Genomic DNA, 18353 nt, shown 5'->3' with positions numbered 1-18353 from the left:
TGGAGTTCGAAGTTAAAGTAATTTATTAAGAGTAAGATTTTTTCGGTATTACCAGAGAGGATCTGCTATCGATTCAAGCAGGGAAAGAAAGGTGGAGAGTCGATCTGTAAGCCGGGTTTTGTCGAGGACAGTCATTCCTCTACGACGGCCATCACTGGACGCCTCTAGCAACCTACCCGGTTCCGACGCGGGCCACGCCTGATGGAACCCTATTTGGTCTTGCTCCGAGTGGGGTTTACCTAGCCACGAACTGTTGCCAGCCGTGCGGTGCGCTCTTACCGCACCTTTTCACCCTTACCGGCACCTAAGTGCTTAGGCGGTTATTTTCTGTGGCACTTTCCGTAGGCTCACGCCTCCCAGGCGTTACCTGGCACTCCGCCCTGTGGAGCCCGGACTTTCCTCCCCCTGCTGCTCACACAACAAAAAGTTGCGGAACAAAAACAGGCAGCGACTGTCCGATCGACTCTCCGCCGCCAAGGTTACCGACACGCGGGCGCAAGAACAAGCGCTAACGGCATTTATATCAAACTGCCACTATTCGGCTTTCTGCTTTTCAAGGGCCAGTTGATACAACAGGTTCTTGCGCACCCCGGCAATTTCCGCTGCAAGCGCCGCCGCCCGCTTCAGTGGCAACTCAGCCAATAGCAGATCGAGCACGCGCTGCGCTTCGGCACTGATGGCCTGCTCGCCCTCCGGCGCACTCCAGCCGCCGACCAGCACCACGCATTCACCACGCTGCTGATTGCTGTCGCCGGCTACGAAGGCGCGCAACTCGGCCAGCGGCAAGCCCTTCAGGGTCTCGAAGGTCTTGGTCAGTTCGCGCGCCAGCAACGCCGGACGATCGCCACCAAATACCGCCTCCATGTCTTCAAGACATTCCAGGATTCGATGCGGGGCTTCGTAGAAGATCAACGTGCGCGGCTCTTCCCTCACCTGCTCCAGGCGCGCCCGGCGCCCTGCCTGCTTGGCCGGCAGGAAGCCTTCGAAGATGAAGCGATCCGACGGCAGGCCTGCCGCCGATAGCGCGGCGATCAAGGCACAGGCGCCCGGGACCGGCACCACGCTCACCCCCGCGGCCCGCGCCTGACGCACCAGGTGATAGCCCGGGTCGGAAATCAGGGGCGTGCCGGCATCGGAGACCAGCGCCACATTTTCACCCGCCAGCAGTTTGGAGAGGAAACGCCCGCCCTCGTCACGCTCGTTGTGCTCATGACAAGCGGCCAACGGCGTATCGATGCCAAAGTGTTGCAGCAGGCGGATCGAATGACGGGTGTCTTCGGCCGCGATCAGCGCCACGTCCGCCAGCACCTTCAGCGCCCGGGCGCTCATGTCGTCGAGGTTGCCGATGGGGGTTGCCACCACATACAGCGTCCCCACCGTGGATTTCGAAGCCCCTGCCACATCAGTCACTGCGCACACCTGTCATTCGGATCAAAGGCGCCATTGTAGCCCGAGCGCCTGCAACAGGGCGCAAAGAACTTCGCCGGCGATCAGGAACACGCCACCTATAGTGAAGGATCGACACAGCAACATCGCGCCCCGGCCAGTGCTTGGGTACAATTGCCGGCCAACTTGATCGAGTAACAGGACCTTTACATGATCGCTTGCCTGCGGCTGCTCACAGCCCTCTGCCTCGCCGCCCTGCTGGCAGCCTGCGCCAGCTCGCCCTCATCCAGCCTGGGCGAACTACCACGCACCCCGGACGCCAGCATCGAGCAACTGCTCGAAAAGGCCGCTTCCAGCAAGTCTGCGGAAGACGCCGCGCTGCTGCGCCTGAGCGCGGCCGACCTGGCCTACAAGCAGAAGGACTTCCCACGCGCCGCACGCATTCTCGAGCAGGTCCCGCTGGACACGCTCAAGCCGGCCCAGCAAGTGTTCGCCAGCACCCTCGCGGCCGAGCTGGCCATGAGCCGCAACCAGCCCAAGGCAGCGCTGACCGCCCTGGCCCACCCCAGCCTGCAGCGCCTCGCCGAACTGCCGGCAGACCTGCAAGCGCGCACCTACAGTGTGCACGCCGCCGCGCTCGAAGCCGATGGCCAGGCCCTGGCTGCTGCACAGCAGCGCATTCTGCTGGCCCCGCTGCTTGGCGGCCAGGCCGCCAGCACCAACAATGACGCCATCTGGGCCTTGGTCGCCTCGCTGCCTGCAGAGCAACTGCAGCAGCCAACCAACGATCAGACCCTGGCTGGCTGGACCAGCCTGGCCTTCGCCGTGAAAAGCGCCGGCACCCTGGAGCAGCAGCAAGCGGCCATCGAAGCCTGGGTCAAACAGCACCCGGACCACCCTGCCGCCCAGCAACTGCCGCTGGCCCTGACCAAGCTCAAGGAGCTGGCCAGCCAGCCGCTGACCAAGATCGCCCTGCTGCTGCCTCAGGAAGGCCCGCTGGCCGGTGTAGCCCGCGCCCTGCGCGATGGCTTCATGGCCGCCCACTTCCAGGCCCAGCAAAGCGGCCAGCCAGCGCCTGCGGTGCAGGTGTTCGACAGCTCACGCATCGGCTCGCTGGACGACTTCTATCGCCAGGCGCAAGCCGCCGGCGTGCAACTGGTCATCGGCCCGCTTGAAAAGCCATTGGTCAAACAACTGGCCGCCAAACCACAGCTGCCGATCACCACACTGGCCCTGAACTACGCCGACGCTGGCCAGAAGGCGCCGCCACAACTGTTCCAGTTCGGCTTGGCTGCCGAGGACGAAGCCCGCGAAGTGGCCCGCCGCGCCCGCGCCGATGGCATGGTCCGCGCCGTTGCCCTGGTGCCGAGCGGCGAATGGGGTGACCGTGTCCTGGCCGCCTTCCGCCAGGACTGGGAAGGCAATGGCGGAACCCTGCTCGCCGCCGAGCGCATCGCCCAGCCGGTCGCCCTGGCCCAGCAAATTGCCGACCTGTTCCAGCTGCGCCAGAGCGAAGGCCGCGCCAAGAGCCTGCAAAGCACGGTGGGCGGCAGCATCGCTGCACAACCGTCGCGCCGCCAGGACATCGACTTCATCTTCCTCGCCTCGACCCCACAACAGGCGCAACAGATCAAGCCGACCCTGAACTTCCAATACGCAGGTGATGTGCCGGTCTATGCCACCTCGAACCTGTACAGCGCCAGCGGTGACATCAACCAGTACAATGACATGAACGGCATCCGCTTCTGCGAAACACCGTGGCTGCTCGACACCAGCAACAGCCTGCGTCAACAGGTTGTACAGCAGTGGCCGCAAGCCGCTGGCAGCCTCGGCCGCCTGTATGCCATGGGCGTCGATGCCTACAGCCTGGCGCCGCGCCTGGGCCAACTGAAAGCGCTACCGGACAACCGCGTCCTTGGCCTTTCGGGCAGCCTGAGCATCAATGCCAACCAGCGCGTCGAACGCCAGCTGCCTTGGGCCGAGTTTAGCGGCGGCCAGGTCAAGCGCCTGCCTGACACCGTGCGTTGATGGCCGCAGCATCGCCTACCCGTGCCGGGCAAGCGGCAGAAACCCAAGCCCTTGAGTACCTTCAGGGGCAAGGGCTGCAGTTGCTGGCACGCAACTGGCGATGCAAAGGCGGTGAGCTTGATCTGGTCATGCTCGACGCCGATACAGTAGTATTCGTCGAAGTCCGCTACCGGTTGCACGCGGGCTTCGGAGGCGCTCTCGACAGTATCGACGGGCGCAAGCAGAAACGGTTGGTGCTTGCCGCCACCCTGTTCCTGCAGAAGGAGGCCCACTGGGGCAACTACCCCTGCCGCTTCGACGTGGTCGCCCTGCAGGGTAGCCACCATGCAGGCAGACCGCTTCAATGGCTGAAAAACGCCTTCGAATGCTGAACCCACTTCGTTTTTTTTGCTCTATGTATCGCGGGCTGGTCGTTGTTGCGCGTAGCAAAGGCCACCGCCCCATTTAAGGTCACCAGATGGACATGCAATCCCGAATTCGCCGGCTGTTCGAGGCCAGCATCGAAACCAAGCAACAGGCAATGGACATCCTGGCACCGCACATCGAGCAGGCCAGCCTGGTCATGGTCAATGCGCTGCTCAACGAGGGCAAGATGCTCGCCTGCGGCAACGGCGGCTCGGCCGGCGATGCCCAGCACTTTTCATCGGAGCTGCTCAACCGCTTCGAGCGCGAGCGCCCCAGCCTGCCAGCTATCGCGCTGACCACCGACAGCTCGACCCTGACCTCGATCGCCAACGACTACAGCTACAACGAAGTCTTTTCCAAGCAGATCCGCGCCCTGGGCCAGCCCGGTGACGTTCTGCTGGCGATCTCCACCAGCGGCAATTCGGCCAACGTGATCCAGGCAATCCAGGCCGCACATGACCGTGAAATGATTGTCGTAGCATTGACGGGTCGCGACGGCGGCGGCATGGCTTCGCTGCTGCTGCCCGAGGACGTCGAAATCCGCGTGCCTTCGACAGTTACCGCGCGTATCCAGGAAGTCCACCTGCTGGCGATCCACTGCCTGTGCGATCTGATCGACAGCCAACTGTTCGGGAGTGAAGAATGACCCCTATGCGCCTCGGCCTGATGGCCCTGACCCTGTGCCTGAGCGTCACTGGTTGCAGCTCGGTACTCACCTCTACCCGCAATTCGCCGATCGAGGACGATCGCGGCACGCGCACCATCGGTAGCAAGATCGACGACTCGCTGATCGAGACCAAGGCTGCCGTGAACATTTCCAAAGCCAACCCAGACCTGGACAAGGGCTCGCACATCGTTGTCAGCAGCTACAACGGTATCGTCCTGCTGGCCGGGCAGACCCCGCGCGCCGACCTCAAGAGCCTCGCGGAGCAAACCGCCAGCCAGGTCCAGCGGGTCAAGAAAGTGCACAACGAGCTGCAAGTGATGCAGCCCTCCTCCATTCTGGCGCGCAACAACGACGCCTGGCTGACCACCAAGATCAAGACCCAGATGCTGACCGACAACGCCGTGCCCAGCTCGCGCATCAAGGTGATTACCGAAAACGGCATCGTCTACCTGCTGGGTCTGGTCACCCGTCAAGAAGCCAACTCGGCCACTGCCGTGGTGCAGGGCGTGTCGGGCGTGCAGAAGATCGTCAAGCTGTTCGAGTACATCGATTGACTCAGTGATTGCCTGGACAGGCCAAACAAAAAAGGCGATCCATCCGGATCGCCTTTTTTGTTACTTGACCACTTTCAGGCTTGGCCGGCCAGTCGGACGCGGCGGCTGCCCTCCATCGTCTGGCGGGCCATCGTCATCCGGCTGCACATCATCGTCTTCCAGCTCGTCGCCATCCATCGAAGACGGCTCCAGCTCGAAGACCATACCCTGGCCATTTTCGCGGGCGTAGATACCCAGGATTGCACCAACTGGCACGAACAGCGAGTGAGCCACGCCACTGAAGCGGCCCTCGAAGCTGACTGCATCATTGTCCATGTGCAGGCTACGCACGGCACTTGGCGAGATATTCAAGACGATCTGGCCATCACTGGCGAAACCATCCGGCACCTGAACTTTCGGGAATTCGGCATTGACCAGCATATGGGGCGTGCAATCGTTGTCGACGATCCACTCGTACAGTGCTCGAACCAGATAGGGGCGACTGGAGTTCATCAACGGCTCCTTAAAGCTTGCGCATTTCACGTTCTACGGAGGACAGGCTCGCCTGGAAAGGCTCGCGAGCGAACTGGCGCTCCATGTAATCCAGCAGCGGCTTGGCTTGCCGCGGCAATTCGATACCCAACACCGGCAAACGCCAGAGTATGGGCAATAGACAGCAATCGACCAGGCTTTGCTCATCACTCATGAAGCAGGCGAACTCGCTGAACAACGGCGAGACCCCGGTCAGGCTTTCGCGCAAGGCCTTGCGCGCTTCGGTTCGGGCAGCTTCACTGCTACGCGGGTCAAGCACGGTATCGGCCAAGGCACACCAGTCGCGCTGGATGCGGTGCATCAGCAGACGGCTGTTGCCACGCGCTACCGGGTATACCGGCATCAGCGGCGGGTGCGGGTAACGCTCCTCGAGGTATTCCATCACCACGGTCGATTCATACAACGCCAGGTCACGGTCGACCAAGGTCGGCACGCTGCCATAAGGGTTGACCTCGGCCAGCTTCGGCGGCAGGCGGGCGGGATCGACATCGATCAACTGCACGCTGACGCCCTTCTCGGCCAGAACCAGGCGCACCCGATGAGAATAGTGATCAGCGGGATCGGAATAGCAGGCTAACCTGTTGGTTGCGCCCATGTAGCGGCTCCTCGCACGGATGCTTGTGCAACTTTAAATGAAAACGCGCCCGGGGTGGCCTGGCAATACTGCTAGGCCACCCCGGGCGCGTTCAACAACCAGAAACTACTGCGTGATCAGTGCACGTCCTTCCAGTATTCACGCTTGAGCAAGTAGGCGAATACGAAGAAGAAAGCCAGATACAGCAACACATAGGTGCCGATGCGCTGGCTTTCCAGTTTGACTGGGTTGGCCGAATAGGCCAGGAAGGTCACAAGGTTCTTGACCTTCTCGTCGAACTGCTCGGCCGTCAGGGTACCGGAATTCGGCGTAATGGTCAGCTGATCGCAAGCTTCATGGGTCAACGGGCTGCCGGTCAACGGGTCGAATTGCTTCTTGCCATCGACCACCGTCTGCACCTGCTTGCAACCCACCACCTGGTTACCTTGCAGACCCACCAGCACGTTAGGCATGCCGACGTTCGGGAATACCTTGTTGTTCACCCCATAAGGGCGGGATGGGTCCTCATAGAAACTGCGCAGGTAGGTGTAAAGCCAATCGGTACCGCGCACGCGGGCGACCAGGGTCAGGTCGGGCGGCGCAGCACCGAACCAGGTCTTGGCGTCGCTGGGCTTCATGCCGATCTGCATGTGGTCACCGATCTTGGCACCTGTGAACACCAGCTTCTCGAGCATCAGTTCATGCGGGATACCCAGGTCATCAGCCACCCGCTCGTAGCGCTGGAACTTGGCACTGTGGCAACCCATGCAATAGTTGGCGAAGGTACGCGCGCCGTCCTGCATGGCGGCCTTGTCAGTCAGGTCGATATCGACCTTGTCCAGCTCCAGGCCATGTTCGGCAGCGAAGGAAAAGGCGGGCATCACTGCCAGCAAAAATACTGCAATCAACTTTTTCATCAGCCAGTCACCCTTTCCGGAACCGGTTTGGTCTTCTCGAGCCTTGTGTAGAACGGCATCAGCAGGAAGTAGGCGAAGTACAGCACCGTGCATACCTGCGACAGCAAAGTACGCCCAGGTGTCGGTGCCAGTACGCCCAGCACGCCGAGGATGACGAAGGACACGCAGAACACCAGCAGGAAGACCTTGCTGATCCAGCCCTTGTAACGCATGGAACGCACCGGACTGCGGTCGAGCCAAGGCAGTACGAACAGCACGGCGATGGCCGCTCCCATGGCAATGACGCCCATCAGTTTGTCAGGCACCGCACGCAGGATTGCGTAGAACGGTGTGAAGTACCACACCGGCGCGATGTGCTCTGGAGTCTTGAAGGCGTTGGCCTGCTCGAAGTTAGGTTTCTCCAGGAAATAACCGCCCATTTCAGGGAAGAAGAACACCACGGCGCAGAACACGAACAGGAACACCACCACGCCGACAATGTCTTTGACGGTGTAGTACGGGTGGAACGGAATACCATCCAGCGGAATACCGTTTTCGTCCTTTTTCTTCTTGATGTCGACGCCATCAGGGTTGTTCGAACCCACTTCGTGCAAGGCGAGGATGTGCAATACCACCAGGCCGAGAATCACGATTGGCAGGGCAACCACATGCAGGGCGAAGAAGCGGTTCAGGGTGATGCCCGAGATCAGGTAGTCACCACGGATCCACTGGGTAAGGTCATCACCGATCACCGGGATGGCACCGAACAGCGAGATGATCACCTGGGCGCCCCAGTACGACATCTGCCCCCATGGCAGCAGGTAGCCCATGAACGCTTCAGCCATCAGCGCCAGATAGATCAGCATGCCGAACAGCCAGACCAGCTCGCGTGGCTTCTGGTAGGAGCCATAGAGCAGGCCGCGGAACATGTGCAGGTAGACCACGATGAAGAACGCTGACGCCCCCGTGGAGTGCAGGTAGCGCAGGATCCAGCCGTATTCCACGTCACGCATGATGTACTCGACCGAGGCGAACGCCTCTTCCGCCGAGGGCGTGAAGCTCATGGTCAGCCACACGCCGGTCACGATCTGGTTGACCAGCACCAGCAATGCCAGGGAGCCGAAGAAGTACAGGAAGTTGAAGTTCTTGGGTGCGTAATACTTGCTGAGGTGGTCTTCCCACATCTTGGTGGCGGGGAAGCGAGCATCAATCCAGTCCATGAACTTGCTCATCATGCGTTCTCCTGGTCGACGCCAATGACGATGATCTCGTCCGACTCATAAGAGTGCGGTGGCACGGGCAGGTTGAGAGGCGCCGGCTGGGACTTGTAGACACGACCAGCCAGGTCATAGTGAGAGCCGTGGCACGGGCAGAAGTAACCACCCACCCATTTCGGCCCAAGGTCGGCGGGCGCCACTTCTGGCCGGAAGGTGGGCGAGCAGCCCAGGTGCGTGCACAGGCCGACGAGAATGAGAATTTCCGGCTTGATCGAGCGAACCTCAGGGTCGACGTACGCTGGCTGTACCGAGGCCTTGGACTCGGGATCGGACAGGTCACCCGTGATTTTTTTCAGATTGCCAAGGATTTCCTCCGTTCGCCGCACGATGAATACGGGCTGGCCACGCCACTCGGCCACCATCTGCTGCCCTGCCTCGACCTTGGCGATGTTGACCTTCACCGGTGCACCCGCGGCTTTCGCCTTGGCACTGGGAAACCATGACCCCACGAACGGTACCGCAGCCCCCACTGCCCCCGCCGCCCCGACCACGGATGTCGCGGCTACGAGGAAGCGGCGCCGGCCTGCGTTGACGCCGTCATTGCTCATTCAGTCCTCTCCCATCAGCTTGCTTGGCCAGTTGGACCTGGCCTGTACTTAGGTTGTGTCAATGGCACTAAAAATTGGCCGTCATGGTAAGAAACAAATCCACACACTGACAAGGTGATTACCCCGGCAAGGGCGACAACCCACGCTTTGCTTGATCTACGTCTATGCGACAAGCGGCCACTGACTGCTGACAGGTTAGTTCAAGGCTAAAAAAAAAGCCCGGTTCCAAGGAACCGGGCTTTTTTCGACTGCCGAAGCGGTATTAACGCTTGGAGTACTGAGGACGCTTACGCGCTTTACGCAGACCCACTTTCTTACGCTCAACTTCACGAGCGTCGCGGGTGACGTAACCAGCACGACGCAGAGCGCCACGCAGGGTTTCGTCGTATTCCATCAGAGCGCGGGTGATACCGTGACGGATCGCACCGGCCTGACCGCTGACACCACCACCGGAAACGGTGACGTAGATGTCGAATTTCTCAACGGATTCAGTCAGCTCGAGCGGCTGGCGAACAACCATGCGAGCGGTTTCGCGACCGAAGAACACGTCCAGAGAACGGTTGTTGATGGAAATGTTACCAGTACCCGGACGCAGGAATACGCGAGCGGTTGCGGTCTTGCGACGGCCAGTGCCGTAATTTTGAGTCGCCGACATAATGAACTATCCCGTTAGATCTTCAGTTCTTGAGGCTGCTGAGCAGTGTGAGGGTGAGCAGCACCCGCGTACACTTTCAGCTTGCGGTACATGTCGCGACCCAGCGGGTTCTTAGGCAGCATGCCTTTGACCGCAGTTTCGATAACACGCTCAGGGGCCTTGGCGATCAACTTCTCGAAGTTGATTTCCTTGATACCGCCTGGGAAACCGGAGTGGGAGTAGTACATTTTGTCGGAAGACTTGGCACCAGTCACACGAACCTGCTCGGCGTTGATAACGACGATGTAGTCGCCGGTGTCAACGTGAGGGGTGTATTCTGGTTTGTGTTTGCCACGCAGACGGGTAGCGATTTCGGTAGCCAGACGACCCAGGGTCTGGCCAGCGGCGTCGACTACGAACCACTCGCGCTTTACTGTTTCCGGTTTAGCAGTAAAAGTTTTCATTCTCTAAAGCCTCAGAGGCCGCCCAGCGAAAAATAGACGGCGAATCTTACTGGATAGTGCACAGCTTGCCAAGGGCAAGCGCGCAGCCGAACACAGACGCTTTTGGGGGCTCGGGTCGGGCACGCCAATGTTCGACGGGGTTCTTCCTGCGTGATGGTGCATCACTTCCGCCACGCGGAGAGGGGCTGAATTATCCAGATTGCGCGAAAAATTTCAACCTGCTTTGATTGGCTTCTATTGCCAAGGAGTGAATAACCGATGGAATACCGCCAGCTCGGCCGTACCGACCTCAACGTCAGCGCCCTGTGCCTGGGCACCATGACCTGGGGCGAGCAGAACATCCAGGCCGAGGCCTACGAACAGATTGCCCGGGCCAAGGCTGCCGGGGTCAACTTCATCGACACCGCCGAGATGTACCCGGTCCCTCCCCGCCCGGAGACCTACGCGGCCACCGAGCGCATCATCGGCAACTGGTTCCGTGACCATGGCGACCGCGACGCGTGGATCCTGGCCAGCAAGGTGGCAGGCCCGGGCAACGGCATCAGCCATATCCGCGACGGGCAGCTCAAGCACAACCGTCAGCACATCGTCGCGGCGCTGGACGAAAGCCTCAAGCGCCTGCAGACCGACCGTATCGACCTGTACCAGCTGCACTGGCCAGAGCGCAGCACCAACTTCTTCGGCAAGCTGGGCTACCAGCACCTGCCGCAGGATCACTTCACCCCACTGGAAGAAACCCTCGAAGTGCTCGACGAGCAGGTGCGTGCGGGCAAGATCCGCCACATCGGCCTGTCCAACGAAACGCCGTGGGGCACCATGAAGTTCCTGCAACTGGCCGAGAGCCGGGGCTGGCCACGGGCGGTATCGATCCAGAACCCGTACAACCTGCTCAACCGCAGCTTCGAGGTGGGCCTGGCAGAAGTGGCCATACGCGAGCAATGTGGCCTGCTGGCCTATTCGCCGCTGGCCTTCGGCATGCTCTCGGGCAAGTACGAGAACGGCGCACGGCCAGACAATGCACGCCTGACCCTGTTCAGCCGCTTTGCCCGTTACTCCAACCCACAGACCGTGGCGGCCTGTAGCCGCTACGTGCAGTTGGCCCGCGAGCACGGCCTGGACCCGGCGCAAATGGCCCTGGCGTTCGTCACCCGACAGCCGTTCGTGACCAGCAATATCATTGGCGCCACCAGCCTGCAGCAACTGGACAGCAACCTGGCCAGCCTTGAACTGAACCTGAGCGCCGATCTGCTGACAGCGATCGAAGCCATTCATCAGGAGCAGCCCAACCCGGCGCCTTGAGCCAAACACTGCGCCCCGCTTCGCGCCGCTGTTACATGGGGTAGACACAATCGCCAAAAAATAAGACGATCCAGCCGGTGATTGACCACTCTACCCTATAAGAACAATGACAATGATGTTTACCCAACCCTCAGCGTCGCTGCGGCGCGTCAGCATCCTGGCCATTGACAAGGTGTTCGCTTCGACCTTGATGCAGGCCAAGGACTTCTTCCACCTCGCCAGCCTGCGCTACAGCAAGCAGCTGGGCCTGGGCTTGCAGCCCATGTTCGAAATCCGTCTGGTGAGCCCCGACAGCCAGCCCGTGGACAGCTTCAGCAATGTGCAGTTACCGGTTGACGGCGGCCTGGACGACGCTGATGTAATCATCCTCCCTGCCTTCTGGGATGATTTCGACAACCTGCTGCAACGTTATCCACAGGTGCTGCCGTGGCTGCGTGAACAGCACGCGCGTGGCGCGGTGCTGTGCGCCGAGGCCAGTGGTGTGTTCTGGCTGGCCGAATCCGGCCTGCTCGATGGCAAGGAGGCGACCACCTACTGGCGCTTCTTCAACAGCTTTGCCGAACGCTTCCCGCAGATCCGCCTGAACCAGGACAAGCACCTGACCGATGCCGACAATATCTATTGCGCCGGCGGTGCAACTTCAGCCTGCGACCTGTACATCTACCTGATCGAACGCTTCTGCGGTGCCAACGTGGCCCGTGCGGTGTCCCGCGATATCCTTTACGAAGTGCAACGCAACTACACCCCAGGGCGCATGGGCTTTGGCGGGCAGAAGCTGCACCAGGACCTGATCATCCTGCAGATCCAGCACTGGCTGGAGGAGCACTTCGCCGACAAGTTCCGCTTCGAGGATGTGGCCCGCAACCACGGCATGAGCATCCGCAACTTCATGCGTCGCTTCCAGGGCGCAACGGGTGACAAGCCGCTGCATTACCTGCAACGGTTACGCATCGAGACAGCCAAGGGGTTGTTGTCGAGTACGCGCAAGAGCATCAAGACCATCAGTTACGAGGTGGGCTATGACGATGCCAGTTTCTTTGCGCGGCTGTTCCGCCAGCATACCGATTTGTCGCCGAACCAGTATCGGCAGCAGTTCATGCAGGAAGCCTGAAAGGCTTCCGGTGCGGCAGGTTTCGAGCTTCAAGCGACAAGGAAAAACCAGAGCGGATCGCGCATTGCCCTGAATTTTCCTTGCCGCCTGAAGCTTGCCGCTGGCGTCAGGGCTTGTGCGCGCGCGCCAGGAATTCGTGCGACTGCATCTCCAGCAACCGGCTCAGGGTACGCTGGAACTCGAAGCTCAGACGCCCACCGGTATACAGGTCCTTCAACTCCACCTCGGCCGAGATGATCAGCTTGACGTTGCGATCGTAGAACTCGTCCACCATGTTGATGAAGCGGCGGGCGATGTCGTCGGTGGTGACGCCCATCTGCTCCACGTTGCTGAGCAATACGGCGTGGAAGATCTTGCCCAACTCAATGTAGTCGTTCTGGCTGCGCGGCCCGTCGCACAGGTCGCGGAAGTCGAACCAGGCGACGTCGTCGCAAGTACGCAGGGCATTGATCGGGCGGTTCTCGATCATCAGCACGTCGTTCTCGATCGCCTGGGTGCACTCAGGGGTGAGCGCCTTGAAGCTGGCGCGCATGCTCTGGTGCGCCGCGTCATCGAGCGGGAAGTGGAACAGTTCGGCCTGCTCCAGGTGACGCAGGCGGTAGTCGACCCCACTATCGACGTTCACCACGTCGGTGTACTGCTTGATCATGGCGATGGCCGGCAGGAAGCGCGCACGCTGCAGGCCGTCCTTGTACAGGCCGTCCGGCACGATGTTGGAGGTGGCCACCAGCGACACGCCATTCTTGAACAGCTCTTCCATCAAGGTGCCGAGGATCATGGCGTCGGTAATGTCCGACACGAAGAATTCGTCGAAGCAGATCACCTTGGCTTCTTCGCTGAAGCGCCTAGCAATGATGGTCAGCGGGTTCTTCTCGCCCTTGAGGGTTTTCATCTCCTCGTGCACACGCTTCATGAAGCGGTGGAAGTGCGTACGCATCTTCTGCTTGAACGGCAGCGCTTCGTAGAAGGTATCAACCAGGTAGGTCTTGCCTCGCCCCACCCCACCCCAGAAGTACAGGCCCTTGACCGGAGTCTGCTCCTTCTTGCCGAACAGCTTGCCGAACACGCCCGGCTTGTTGTTCTGCGCGTGCACCAGGTCGTCGTACAGGCGCTGGAGGTGACGCACCGCAGTTTCCTGCGCCGCGTCATGGAAGAAGTCGGGACGTTTCAGATCTGCTTGATAGCGTTCTAAGGGAGTCATGATTCGTTAGCGAGGCAACAAAAAACGGGCCGTCACTGTAGCGACAGGCCCGCTTAATGGCAATCAGTCTGTGGGAGCGGGCGTGCCCGCGAACACCGGCAAAGCCGGTGCCATGCACTGCGGCGCCTGTTTCGCGGGCATGCCCGCTCCCACACGGATCGCGCCAGCTTTCAGAAATTGAGCAAGACAGTTACTCCCACCGTTTGGCAGCCTCAGTCCTGCTGTGGTGCCAAGGCTTCGTTCAGGCTCTGAATGGCCGCATCACGGGCTTCAGCGTTGTCGAACTGCGGCCCGTCGGCGACCTGCTCGCCATTGAGCCACAGGCCGAAACTCAGGCCTTCGACGCGCACATCAACCTCGCCACCTTGCTGCAGCTGCTTGCTCACGGCGCCGGCACTCTTGCCGTCGGCGAAGCTGCGCGACAACAGCAGTTGCTCGCCGTCAGCGGCCAGCAGGCGGAAGCGGAAGCTGCCGTCTTCATCACGGAAGCTGACAAAACGCGCGCTCTTGGTGGCTTTTTTCTTCACTTCGGCGGTGGCCTGCACGCTGCTGCGGAATGAACGCAGGCCAACGGCCTCGCGCAGCTGCTCGAGGAACGGCGTGGCGATCTTGCGGGCCTTGGCGGCGCCAGCCAGCAGGATGTCTTCCAGGTCCGCCGGCCGGGCGATCAACTGGTGATAGTACTCGCGCTTCTCGGCCAGCTGGCCGTCCAGCAGCTGGAACAGGCGCTGCTTGGCATCGCCCCAGCCCAGGCCCTGCAGCAGCTCTTCGCGGAAACCGGCGCATTGTTCAGGCGTGGAGAAGGCCTGGTACAGGGTGAACAGGTGCGCGTTGTCCGGGTCCTTCGCCTCACCGGGCGCGCGCGAATCGGTGACGATGCGCGAGATGGCGTCTTTCATGTCCTTGGCGCTGGTGAACAACGGGATGGTGTTGTCATAGCTCTTGGACATCTTGCGCCCGTCCAGGCCCGGCAGGGTCGCCACGCTTTCCTCGATCACAGCCTCCGGCAAGGCGAAGAAGTCCTTGCCCTGGCCGAACAGGTGATTGAAGCGCTGGCCGATATCGCGGGCCATTTCCACGTGCTGGATCTGGTCACGACCGACCGGCACCTTGTTGGCGTTGAACATCAGGATATCGGCGGCCATCAGCACCGGGTAGCTGAACAAGCCCATGGTCACGCCGGCGTCCGGGTCTTCACCGTTCTCGACGTTCTTGTCCACCGAGGCCTTGTAGGCATGCGCGCGGTTCAGCAGGCCTTTGGCGGCAACGCAGGTCAGCAGCCAAGTCAGCTCGGGGATTTCCGGGATGTCGGACTGGCGATAGAAGGTCACCTTGTCCGGGTCCAGGCCACCGGCCAGCCAGGTGGCGGCGATTTCCAGGCGCGAGCGCTGGATGCGCAGCGGGTCGTCGCACTTGATCAGGGCGTGGTAGTCGGCCAGGAAGTAGAACGAGTCGACACCGGGCTGCTGGCTGGCACGGATCGCCGGGCGGATGGCGCCGGCGTAGTTGCCCAGGTGCGGAGTGCCGGTGGTGGTGATACCGGTAAGAATGCGCGTGGTCATGGGTGTTCGCTTATTCAGGCTTGGCTCAGTTCGAAAGGCGCGGCAGCAGCAGATCCTTCAGATCGGTCAGCTTGCCATGGAAGAAGTGTCCGCATTCTGCCACTTTCAGCAGCTCATGGGGACGCGGCAGGCTGTCGGACCATTCGTAAACCAGCTGCGGCGCGACGACTTCGTCGGCGTCCGGCTGCACCACGGTGAGCGGGCAGCGCTGCGGCAGCGGAAATTCGGCGGTCAGGCGCATGACTGCCGGGGCGATCATGAACAGGTGCTGCAACTCGACGCCGGCAGTTTCAAGACGCCCGGCCAGGCTGGTGGCAACGAAACCACCGAACGAAAAGCCCATCAGCACCAACGGTAGCCCGGGGTGGCTGGCACGCAGCCATGCTGCTGCGGCCTCGGCATCGGCCACTTCGCCAGCGCCCATGTCGTGGCTGCCGGCGCTCTGGCCGACGCCACGGTAGTTGAAACGCAGGGTCACATAACCGGCATCACGTGCGGTGCGCTGCAGGGTCGAGACCACCTTGTTGAGCATGGTGCCGCCCTGGACCGGGTTGGGGTGGCAGATCAGCACCGCGCCACGGGCATTGGCCACGTCCAGGTGCAAGGCTTCCAGCTGGCCGCTGGGGCCATCGATGAACAAGGGGGTTTCGCGGACAAGCAAGGCACTACTCCGTGACCTCGGGAAGGGTCGATTCGTCTAGGTGTGAAATTCTGTTCTGATTTGCGATCGCTCGCGGTATACAGCGCAGGTCTGAGCCGTTAACGTAAAGCAAAGCCGTTTATAGAGGAAGGACTCGTGGAACTCTCGCTCCTTGTTTGGTTGTTGCCAACCCTGGCCCTGGTCATCGGTGTGGCAGTCGGTTTCATTGTTGCCCGCCTGCTGCCCAATGCGGCCCCGAGCAACACCCAACGTCAACTGGATGACATCCAGAAGCGCTTCGACAGCTACCAGAACGAAGTGGTCACCCACTTCAACAGCACCGCCATGCTGGTCAAGAAACTGACCCAGAGCTATCAGGACGTACAGGATCACCTGGCTGAAGGCGCCAACAGCCTGGCCCTCGATGACGTCACCCGCCAACGCCTGCTGGCTGCGCTGCACTCCGATGCACCGCAAGGCCCGCGTGACCGCCTGACCCCACCTAAAGACACCGCCGAAGTGCCGCGCGACTATGCACCGAAAGCGCCAAACTCGCCGGGCATGCTCGACGAAAGCTACGGGCTCAAGCGTTGATCTGAATGTGACAAAGGCCTCGCAAGAGGCCTTTTTTGTGGGCTGGATTCACTGGCCCCTTCGCGGGCACGCCCGCTCCCACAGGTACACCACAGCATGTGAAACTTGTGGAATACCTGTGGGAGCGGGCGTGCCCGCGAAGGGGCCGGTGCAGACAACCTAACAGCAGGCCTGCAATGCCTGTTCGACATCTGCCAGCAGGTCCTCCACATCCTCCAGCCCCACCGACAGACGCACCAACCCCTCCGATATCCCGTGATGCGCCCGCTCCTGCGGCGTATAGCTGGAATGCGTCATGCTCGCCGGGTGCTGCGCCAGCGACTCGGCATCCCCCAGGCTCACCGCCCGGGCAAAGAGCTGCAGCGCATTCATGAAGCGCCGCCCCGCCTCAATGCCACCCTTGAGCTCAAAGGCAATCATCCCGCCAGGCAAACGCATCTGTCGCTGGGCCAACGCGTACTGGGCAAAAGACGGTAGCCCCGGGTAATGAATCAATTCCACCTGCGGCTGCCGAGCGAGAAACTCAGCCACCTGCTGGGCATTGGCGCAATGCCGGTCCATGCGCAGGGCCAGGGTCTTGATACCGCGCATCAGCAACGCCGCGTCATGCGGTGACAGCACCGCGCCGGTCATATCCTTCAGCCCTTCCAGGCGGATACGGTCTACCAACGCCTTGCACCCCACCACCAACCCGGCAGTGATATCACCATGCCCACTGAGGTACTTGGTTGCCGAGTGCACCACCAGGTCCGCCCCCAGCTCCAGTGGCCGCTGCAGGTACGGCGTACAGTAGGTGTTATCGACCACCACATGCACATCATGCCCCCGCACCGCCTCCACAACCGCCGCGATATCCACAAGTTGCATGTTGGGGTTGGCCGGTGTTTCGAAGTAGATCATCCGTGTTTTGCTGTTGATCGCCGCTTTAAGAGCCTTGGCATCGTTAAGATCGACATGGCGAACTTTCACCCCGAACTCACCAATACCGTGATGCAGAAAAGCGAAGGTACAGCCATACAGGGTGCGCCCGACAATCAGCTCATCGCCAGGCCTGAGCAGGGTCCAGAGGGTTGAGGTAATCGCGCCCATCCCCGAGGCCAACGCCAACCCCGCTTCACCGCCCTCCAGCGACGCCATGCGCTGCTCCAGCAAGGCCAGCGTGGGGTTGGAAATGCGGCTGTAGAAATGCCCAGACTCCTCCCCGGCGAAGCAGGCAGCACCGTATTCGACAGTGGGGAAGGCATAGGTAGCCGTCTGGTACACCGGTGGCACCAGGGCGCCACCATGGGAAAGCGGGTCATAGCCATGATGAATGGCCCGCGTGGAAAAACCGGTGTTGTGGTGGGAGTCGCGCATGGCAACAGCCTCTTGTGGTTTGCTATAAGCTTATGCCACCGAGCTGCCCGATTTTTTCCAAAATAGCCTACGCATACACGTGCTTGCTGGAACAAAAACAATAATCAACGGACCAGGAGGGCAAAAAATGCCTTCAAGCCTCGACCGCACCGACCGCGCCCTGCTCGCCGCCTTGCAGGACAATGCCCGTCTCACCGTTGCCGAACTCGCCGACCAGGTGGCACTGACCACCTCGCCCTGCTGGCGACGGGTCAAGTTACTGGAGGAAAACGGCTACATCACCGGCTACCAGGCCATCCTCTCGCCCAAGTCGCTGGGGTTTGGCGTGACCGCGTTCGTCAGCATCATGATGGACTCGCACACCAAGGACATGGCGCTGGCGTTCGAACAGCGCCTGATGGAGATCCCCGAGATCGTCGCCTGCCACAACATCTCCGGCCGCTATGACTTTCTGCTGGAGATCCTGGCACGGGACCTGGAGTCGTTTGGGGAATTTACCCGGGAGGTGCTGCAGCGGTTGCCGGGGGTGAAGGAGATCTATTCGAGTTTTTCGTACAAAGCGGTGAAGGAAAGACGGGTGATACCGGTGTCGGAGAAACATATCTGAGACGGATCTTTCCGAGCAA

General features: G+C 61.0%; 20 protein-coding genes and 1 other RNA gene. 8 read left to right on the top strand and 13 right to left on the bottom strand.

The window, feature by feature from the left end; all coding sequences use genetic code 11:
• Nucleotides 1–91: 91 nt before the first annotated feature.
• An RNA gene (gene rnpB / locus C4Q27_RS16655) (RNase P RNA component class A) lies at nt 92–467 on the bottom strand.
• A gap of 67 nt (nt 468–534) precedes the next feature.
• The gene (rsmI, locus tag C4Q27_RS16650) at nt 535–1329 is read right to left on the bottom strand and encodes a 16S rRNA (cytidine(1402)-2'-O)-methyltransferase (RefSeq protein ID WP_256600107.1); all 795 of its coding nucleotides are present in this window, start codon (nt 1327–1329) and stop codon (nt 535–537) included.
• Between the two features lie 267 nt (nt 1330–1596).
• Here rsmI and C4Q27_RS16645 point away from each other — a divergent pair, with 267 nt between their 5' ends.
• The 4 genes from C4Q27_RS16645 (at nt 1597) to C4Q27_RS16630 (ending at nt 5040) form a co-directional block, all read left to right on the top strand.
• On the top strand, nt 1597–3414 hold the full coding sequence (locus C4Q27_RS16645) for a penicillin-binding protein activator (RefSeq protein WP_010952444.1): 1818 nt from the start codon (nt 1597–1599) through the stop codon (nt 3412–3414).
• A complete protein-coding gene (locus tag C4Q27_RS16640; protein WP_020190054.1) occupies nt 3414–3785 on the top strand; it encodes a YraN family protein in 372 nt (123 codons plus the stop codon). The genes C4Q27_RS16645 and C4Q27_RS16640 overlap by 1 nt, the downstream gene beginning before the upstream one ends.
• Nucleotides 3786–3871: 86 nt before the next feature.
• Nucleotides 3872–4465 carry a phosphoheptose isomerase gene (locus C4Q27_RS16635; protein ID WP_012053657.1) on the top strand — a complete coding sequence of 198 codons (594 nt, stop codon included), beginning with the start codon at nt 3872–3874 and terminating at the stop codon, nt 4463–4465.
• Nucleotides 4462–5040, top strand: coding sequence for a BON domain-containing protein (locus tag C4Q27_RS16630; protein ID WP_003251832.1), 579 nt, complete (start codon nt 4462–4464; stop codon nt 5038–5040). Before C4Q27_RS16635 ends, C4Q27_RS16630 begins: the two co-directional genes overlap by 4 nt.
• A 60-nt stretch (nt 5041–5100) precedes the next feature.
• On the opposite strand, the gene C4Q27_RS16625 is transcribed toward C4Q27_RS16630, so the two are convergent.
• The 7 genes from C4Q27_RS16625 to rplM all read right to left on the bottom strand — a co-directional run bounded on the left by C4Q27_RS16625 (nt 5101) and on the right by rplM (nt 9964).
• Nucleotides 5101–5532 carry a ClpXP protease specificity-enhancing factor gene (locus tag C4Q27_RS16625; RefSeq protein ID WP_003251830.1) on the bottom strand — a complete coding sequence of 144 codons (432 nt, stop codon included), beginning with the start codon at nt 5530–5532 and terminating at the stop codon, nt 5101–5103.
• Nucleotides 5533–5542: 10 nt separating this feature from the next.
• A complete protein-coding gene (locus C4Q27_RS16620; protein ID WP_014592290.1) occupies nt 5543–6166 on the bottom strand; it encodes a glutathione S-transferase N-terminal domain-containing protein in 624 nt (207 codons plus the stop codon).
• Between the two features lie 116 nt (nt 6167–6282).
• A complete protein-coding gene (locus C4Q27_RS16615) occupies nt 6283–7062 on the bottom strand; it encodes a cytochrome c1 (protein WP_010952439.1) in 780 nt (259 codons plus the stop codon).
• A complete protein-coding gene (locus C4Q27_RS16610; RefSeq protein WP_010952438.1) occupies nt 7062–8273 on the bottom strand; it encodes a cytochrome bc complex cytochrome b subunit in 1212 nt (403 codons plus the stop codon). Before C4Q27_RS16610 ends, C4Q27_RS16615 begins: the two co-directional genes overlap by 1 nt.
• Nucleotides 8273–8866: a ubiquinol-cytochrome c reductase iron-sulfur subunit gene (gene petA / locus C4Q27_RS16605; RefSeq protein ID WP_003251823.1), complete on the bottom strand. Its 594-nt coding sequence runs from the start codon at nt 8864–8866 to the stop codon at nt 8273–8275. The genes C4Q27_RS16610 and petA overlap by 1 nt, the downstream gene beginning before the upstream one ends.
• Before the next feature lie 262 nt (nt 8867–9128).
• The gene (rpsI, locus tag C4Q27_RS16600) at nt 9129–9521 is read right to left on the bottom strand and encodes a 30S ribosomal protein S9 (protein WP_003251821.1); all 393 of its coding nucleotides are present in this window, start codon (nt 9519–9521) and stop codon (nt 9129–9131) included.
• Nucleotides 9522–9535: 14 nt separating this feature from the next.
• Complete coding sequence (gene rplM / locus C4Q27_RS16595) at nt 9536–9964, bottom strand: 50S ribosomal protein L13 (RefSeq protein WP_003251819.1); 429 nt, start codon at nt 9962–9964, stop codon at nt 9536–9538.
• A 258-nt stretch (nt 9965–10222) separates the two neighbouring features.
• Here rplM and C4Q27_RS16590 point away from each other — a divergent pair, with 258 nt between their 5' ends.
• Both C4Q27_RS16590 and C4Q27_RS16585 read left to right on the top strand, forming a co-directional pair.
• Nucleotides 10223–11263, top strand: coding sequence for an NADP(H)-dependent aldo-keto reductase (locus C4Q27_RS16590; RefSeq protein WP_003251817.1), 1041 nt, complete (start codon nt 10223–10225; stop codon nt 11261–11263).
• 190 nt (nt 11264–11453) lie between these two features.
• Nucleotides 11454–12374 carry a GlxA family transcriptional regulator gene (locus tag C4Q27_RS16585; protein ID WP_177410039.1) on the top strand — a complete coding sequence of 307 codons (921 nt, stop codon included), beginning with the start codon at nt 11454–11456 and terminating at the stop codon, nt 12372–12374.
• 106 nt (nt 12375–12480) lie between these two features.
• Here C4Q27_RS16585 and zapE read toward each other — a convergent pair whose 3' ends face one another.
• The 3 genes from zapE to C4Q27_RS16570 all read right to left on the bottom strand — a co-directional run bounded on the left by zapE (nt 12481) and on the right by C4Q27_RS16570 (nt 15798).
• Nucleotides 12481–13575 (bottom strand): cell division protein ZapE, encoded by a 1095-nt coding sequence (zapE, locus tag C4Q27_RS16580; RefSeq protein ID WP_064490729.1) that lies wholly within the window; start codon nt 13573–13575, stop codon nt 12481–12483.
• Nucleotides 13576–13787: 212 nt separating this feature from the next.
• Complete coding sequence (locus C4Q27_RS16575) at nt 13788–15137, bottom strand: tryptophan--tRNA ligase (protein WP_019752497.1); 1350 nt, start codon at nt 15135–15137, stop codon at nt 13788–13790.
• Between the two features lie 25 nt (nt 15138–15162).
• Nucleotides 15163–15798: an alpha/beta hydrolase gene (locus C4Q27_RS16570; protein ID WP_064490727.1), complete on the bottom strand. Its 636-nt coding sequence runs from the start codon at nt 15796–15798 to the stop codon at nt 15163–15165.
• A gap of 135 nt (nt 15799–15933) precedes the next feature.
• Between C4Q27_RS16570 and C4Q27_RS16565 the strand changes: the two genes are divergently transcribed.
• Complete coding sequence (locus tag C4Q27_RS16565; RefSeq protein ID WP_010952432.1) at nt 15934–16371, top strand: YhcB family protein; 438 nt, start codon at nt 15934–15936, stop codon at nt 16369–16371.
• 159 nt (nt 16372–16530) lie between these two features.
• Here C4Q27_RS16565 and C4Q27_RS16560 read toward each other — a convergent pair whose 3' ends face one another.
• Complete coding sequence (locus C4Q27_RS16560; protein WP_104887084.1) at nt 16531–17727, bottom strand: methionine gamma-lyase; 1197 nt, start codon at nt 17725–17727, stop codon at nt 16531–16533.
• Between the two features lie 127 nt (nt 17728–17854).
• Between C4Q27_RS16560 and C4Q27_RS16555 the strand changes: the two genes are divergently transcribed.
• Entirely contained in the window at nt 17855–18334 is a 480-nt protein-coding gene (locus tag C4Q27_RS16555; RefSeq protein ID WP_003251803.1) for an Lrp/AsnC family transcriptional regulator, read from the top strand.
• The last annotated feature ends 19 nt before the right edge of the window (nt 18335–18353 follow it).

Origin of the sequence: Pseudomonas sp. SWI36, assembly GCF_002948105.1 — a bacterium.
Lineage (GTDB): Bacteria > Pseudomonadota > Gammaproteobacteria > Pseudomonadales > Pseudomonadaceae > Aquipseudomonas > Aquipseudomonas alloputida.
Note: the sequence above shows the minus strand (reverse complement) of the source record. Positions and strands in the feature narration are given on the sequence as shown.

Coding starts and splice junctions, on each gene's coding strand:
- C4Q27_RS16585 (WP_177410039.1), top strand. CDS start 11,454: ATGCAGGCCAAGGACTTCTTCCACCTCGCCAGCCTGCGCTACAGCAAG.
- C4Q27_RS16635 (WP_012053657.1), top strand. CDS start 3,872: ATGGACATGCAATCCCGAATTCGCCGGCTGTTCGAGGCCAGCATCGAA.
- C4Q27_RS16590 (WP_003251817.1), top strand. CDS start 10,223: ATGGAATACCGCCAGCTCGGCCGTACCGACCTCAACGTCAGCGCCCTG.
- rsmI (WP_256600107.1), bottom strand. CDS start 1,329: ATGAGCGCCCGGGCGCTGAAGGTGCTGGCGGACGTGGCGCTGATCGCG.
- C4Q27_RS16560 (WP_104887084.1), bottom strand. CDS start 17,727: ATGCGCGACTCCCACCACAACACCGGTTTTTCCACGCGGGCCATTCAT.
- C4Q27_RS16555 (WP_003251803.1), top strand. CDS start 17,855: ATGCCTTCAAGCCTCGACCGCACCGACCGCGCCCTGCTCGCCGCCTTG.
- C4Q27_RS16640 (WP_020190054.1), top strand. CDS start 3,414: ATGGCCGCAGCATCGCCTACCCGTGCCGGGCAAGCGGCAGAAACCCAA.
- C4Q27_RS16610 (WP_010952438.1), bottom strand. CDS start 8,273: ATGAGCAAGTTCATGGACTGGATTGATGCTCGCTTCCCCGCCACCAAG.
- C4Q27_RS16645 (WP_010952444.1), top strand. CDS start 1,597: ATGATCGCTTGCCTGCGGCTGCTCACAGCCCTCTGCCTCGCCGCCCTG.
- petA (WP_003251823.1), bottom strand. CDS start 8,866: ATGAGCAATGACGGCGTCAACGCAGGCCGGCGCCGCTTCCTCGTAGCC.
- C4Q27_RS16620 (WP_014592290.1), bottom strand. CDS start 6,166: ATGGGCGCAACCAACAGGTTAGCCTGCTATTCCGATCCCGCTGATCAC.
- C4Q27_RS16630 (WP_003251832.1), top strand. CDS start 4,462: ATGACCCCTATGCGCCTCGGCCTGATGGCCCTGACCCTGTGCCTGAGC.
- C4Q27_RS16615 (WP_010952439.1), bottom strand. CDS start 7,062: ATGAAAAAGTTGATTGCAGTATTTTTGCTGGCAGTGATGCCCGCCTTT.
- C4Q27_RS16575 (WP_019752497.1), bottom strand. CDS start 15,137: ATGACCACGCGCATTCTTACCGGTATCACCACCACCGGCACTCCGCAC.
- rpsI (WP_003251821.1), bottom strand. CDS start 9,521: ATGTCGGCGACTCAAAATTACGGCACTGGCCGTCGCAAGACCGCAACC.
- C4Q27_RS16625 (WP_003251830.1), bottom strand. CDS start 5,532: ATGAACTCCAGTCGCCCCTATCTGGTTCGAGCACTGTACGAGTGGATC.
- rplM (WP_003251819.1), bottom strand. CDS start 9,964: ATGAAAACTTTTACTGCTAAACCGGAAACAGTAAAGCGCGAGTGGTTC.
- zapE (WP_064490729.1), bottom strand. CDS start 13,575: ATGACTCCCTTAGAACGCTATCAAGCAGATCTGAAACGTCCCGACTTC.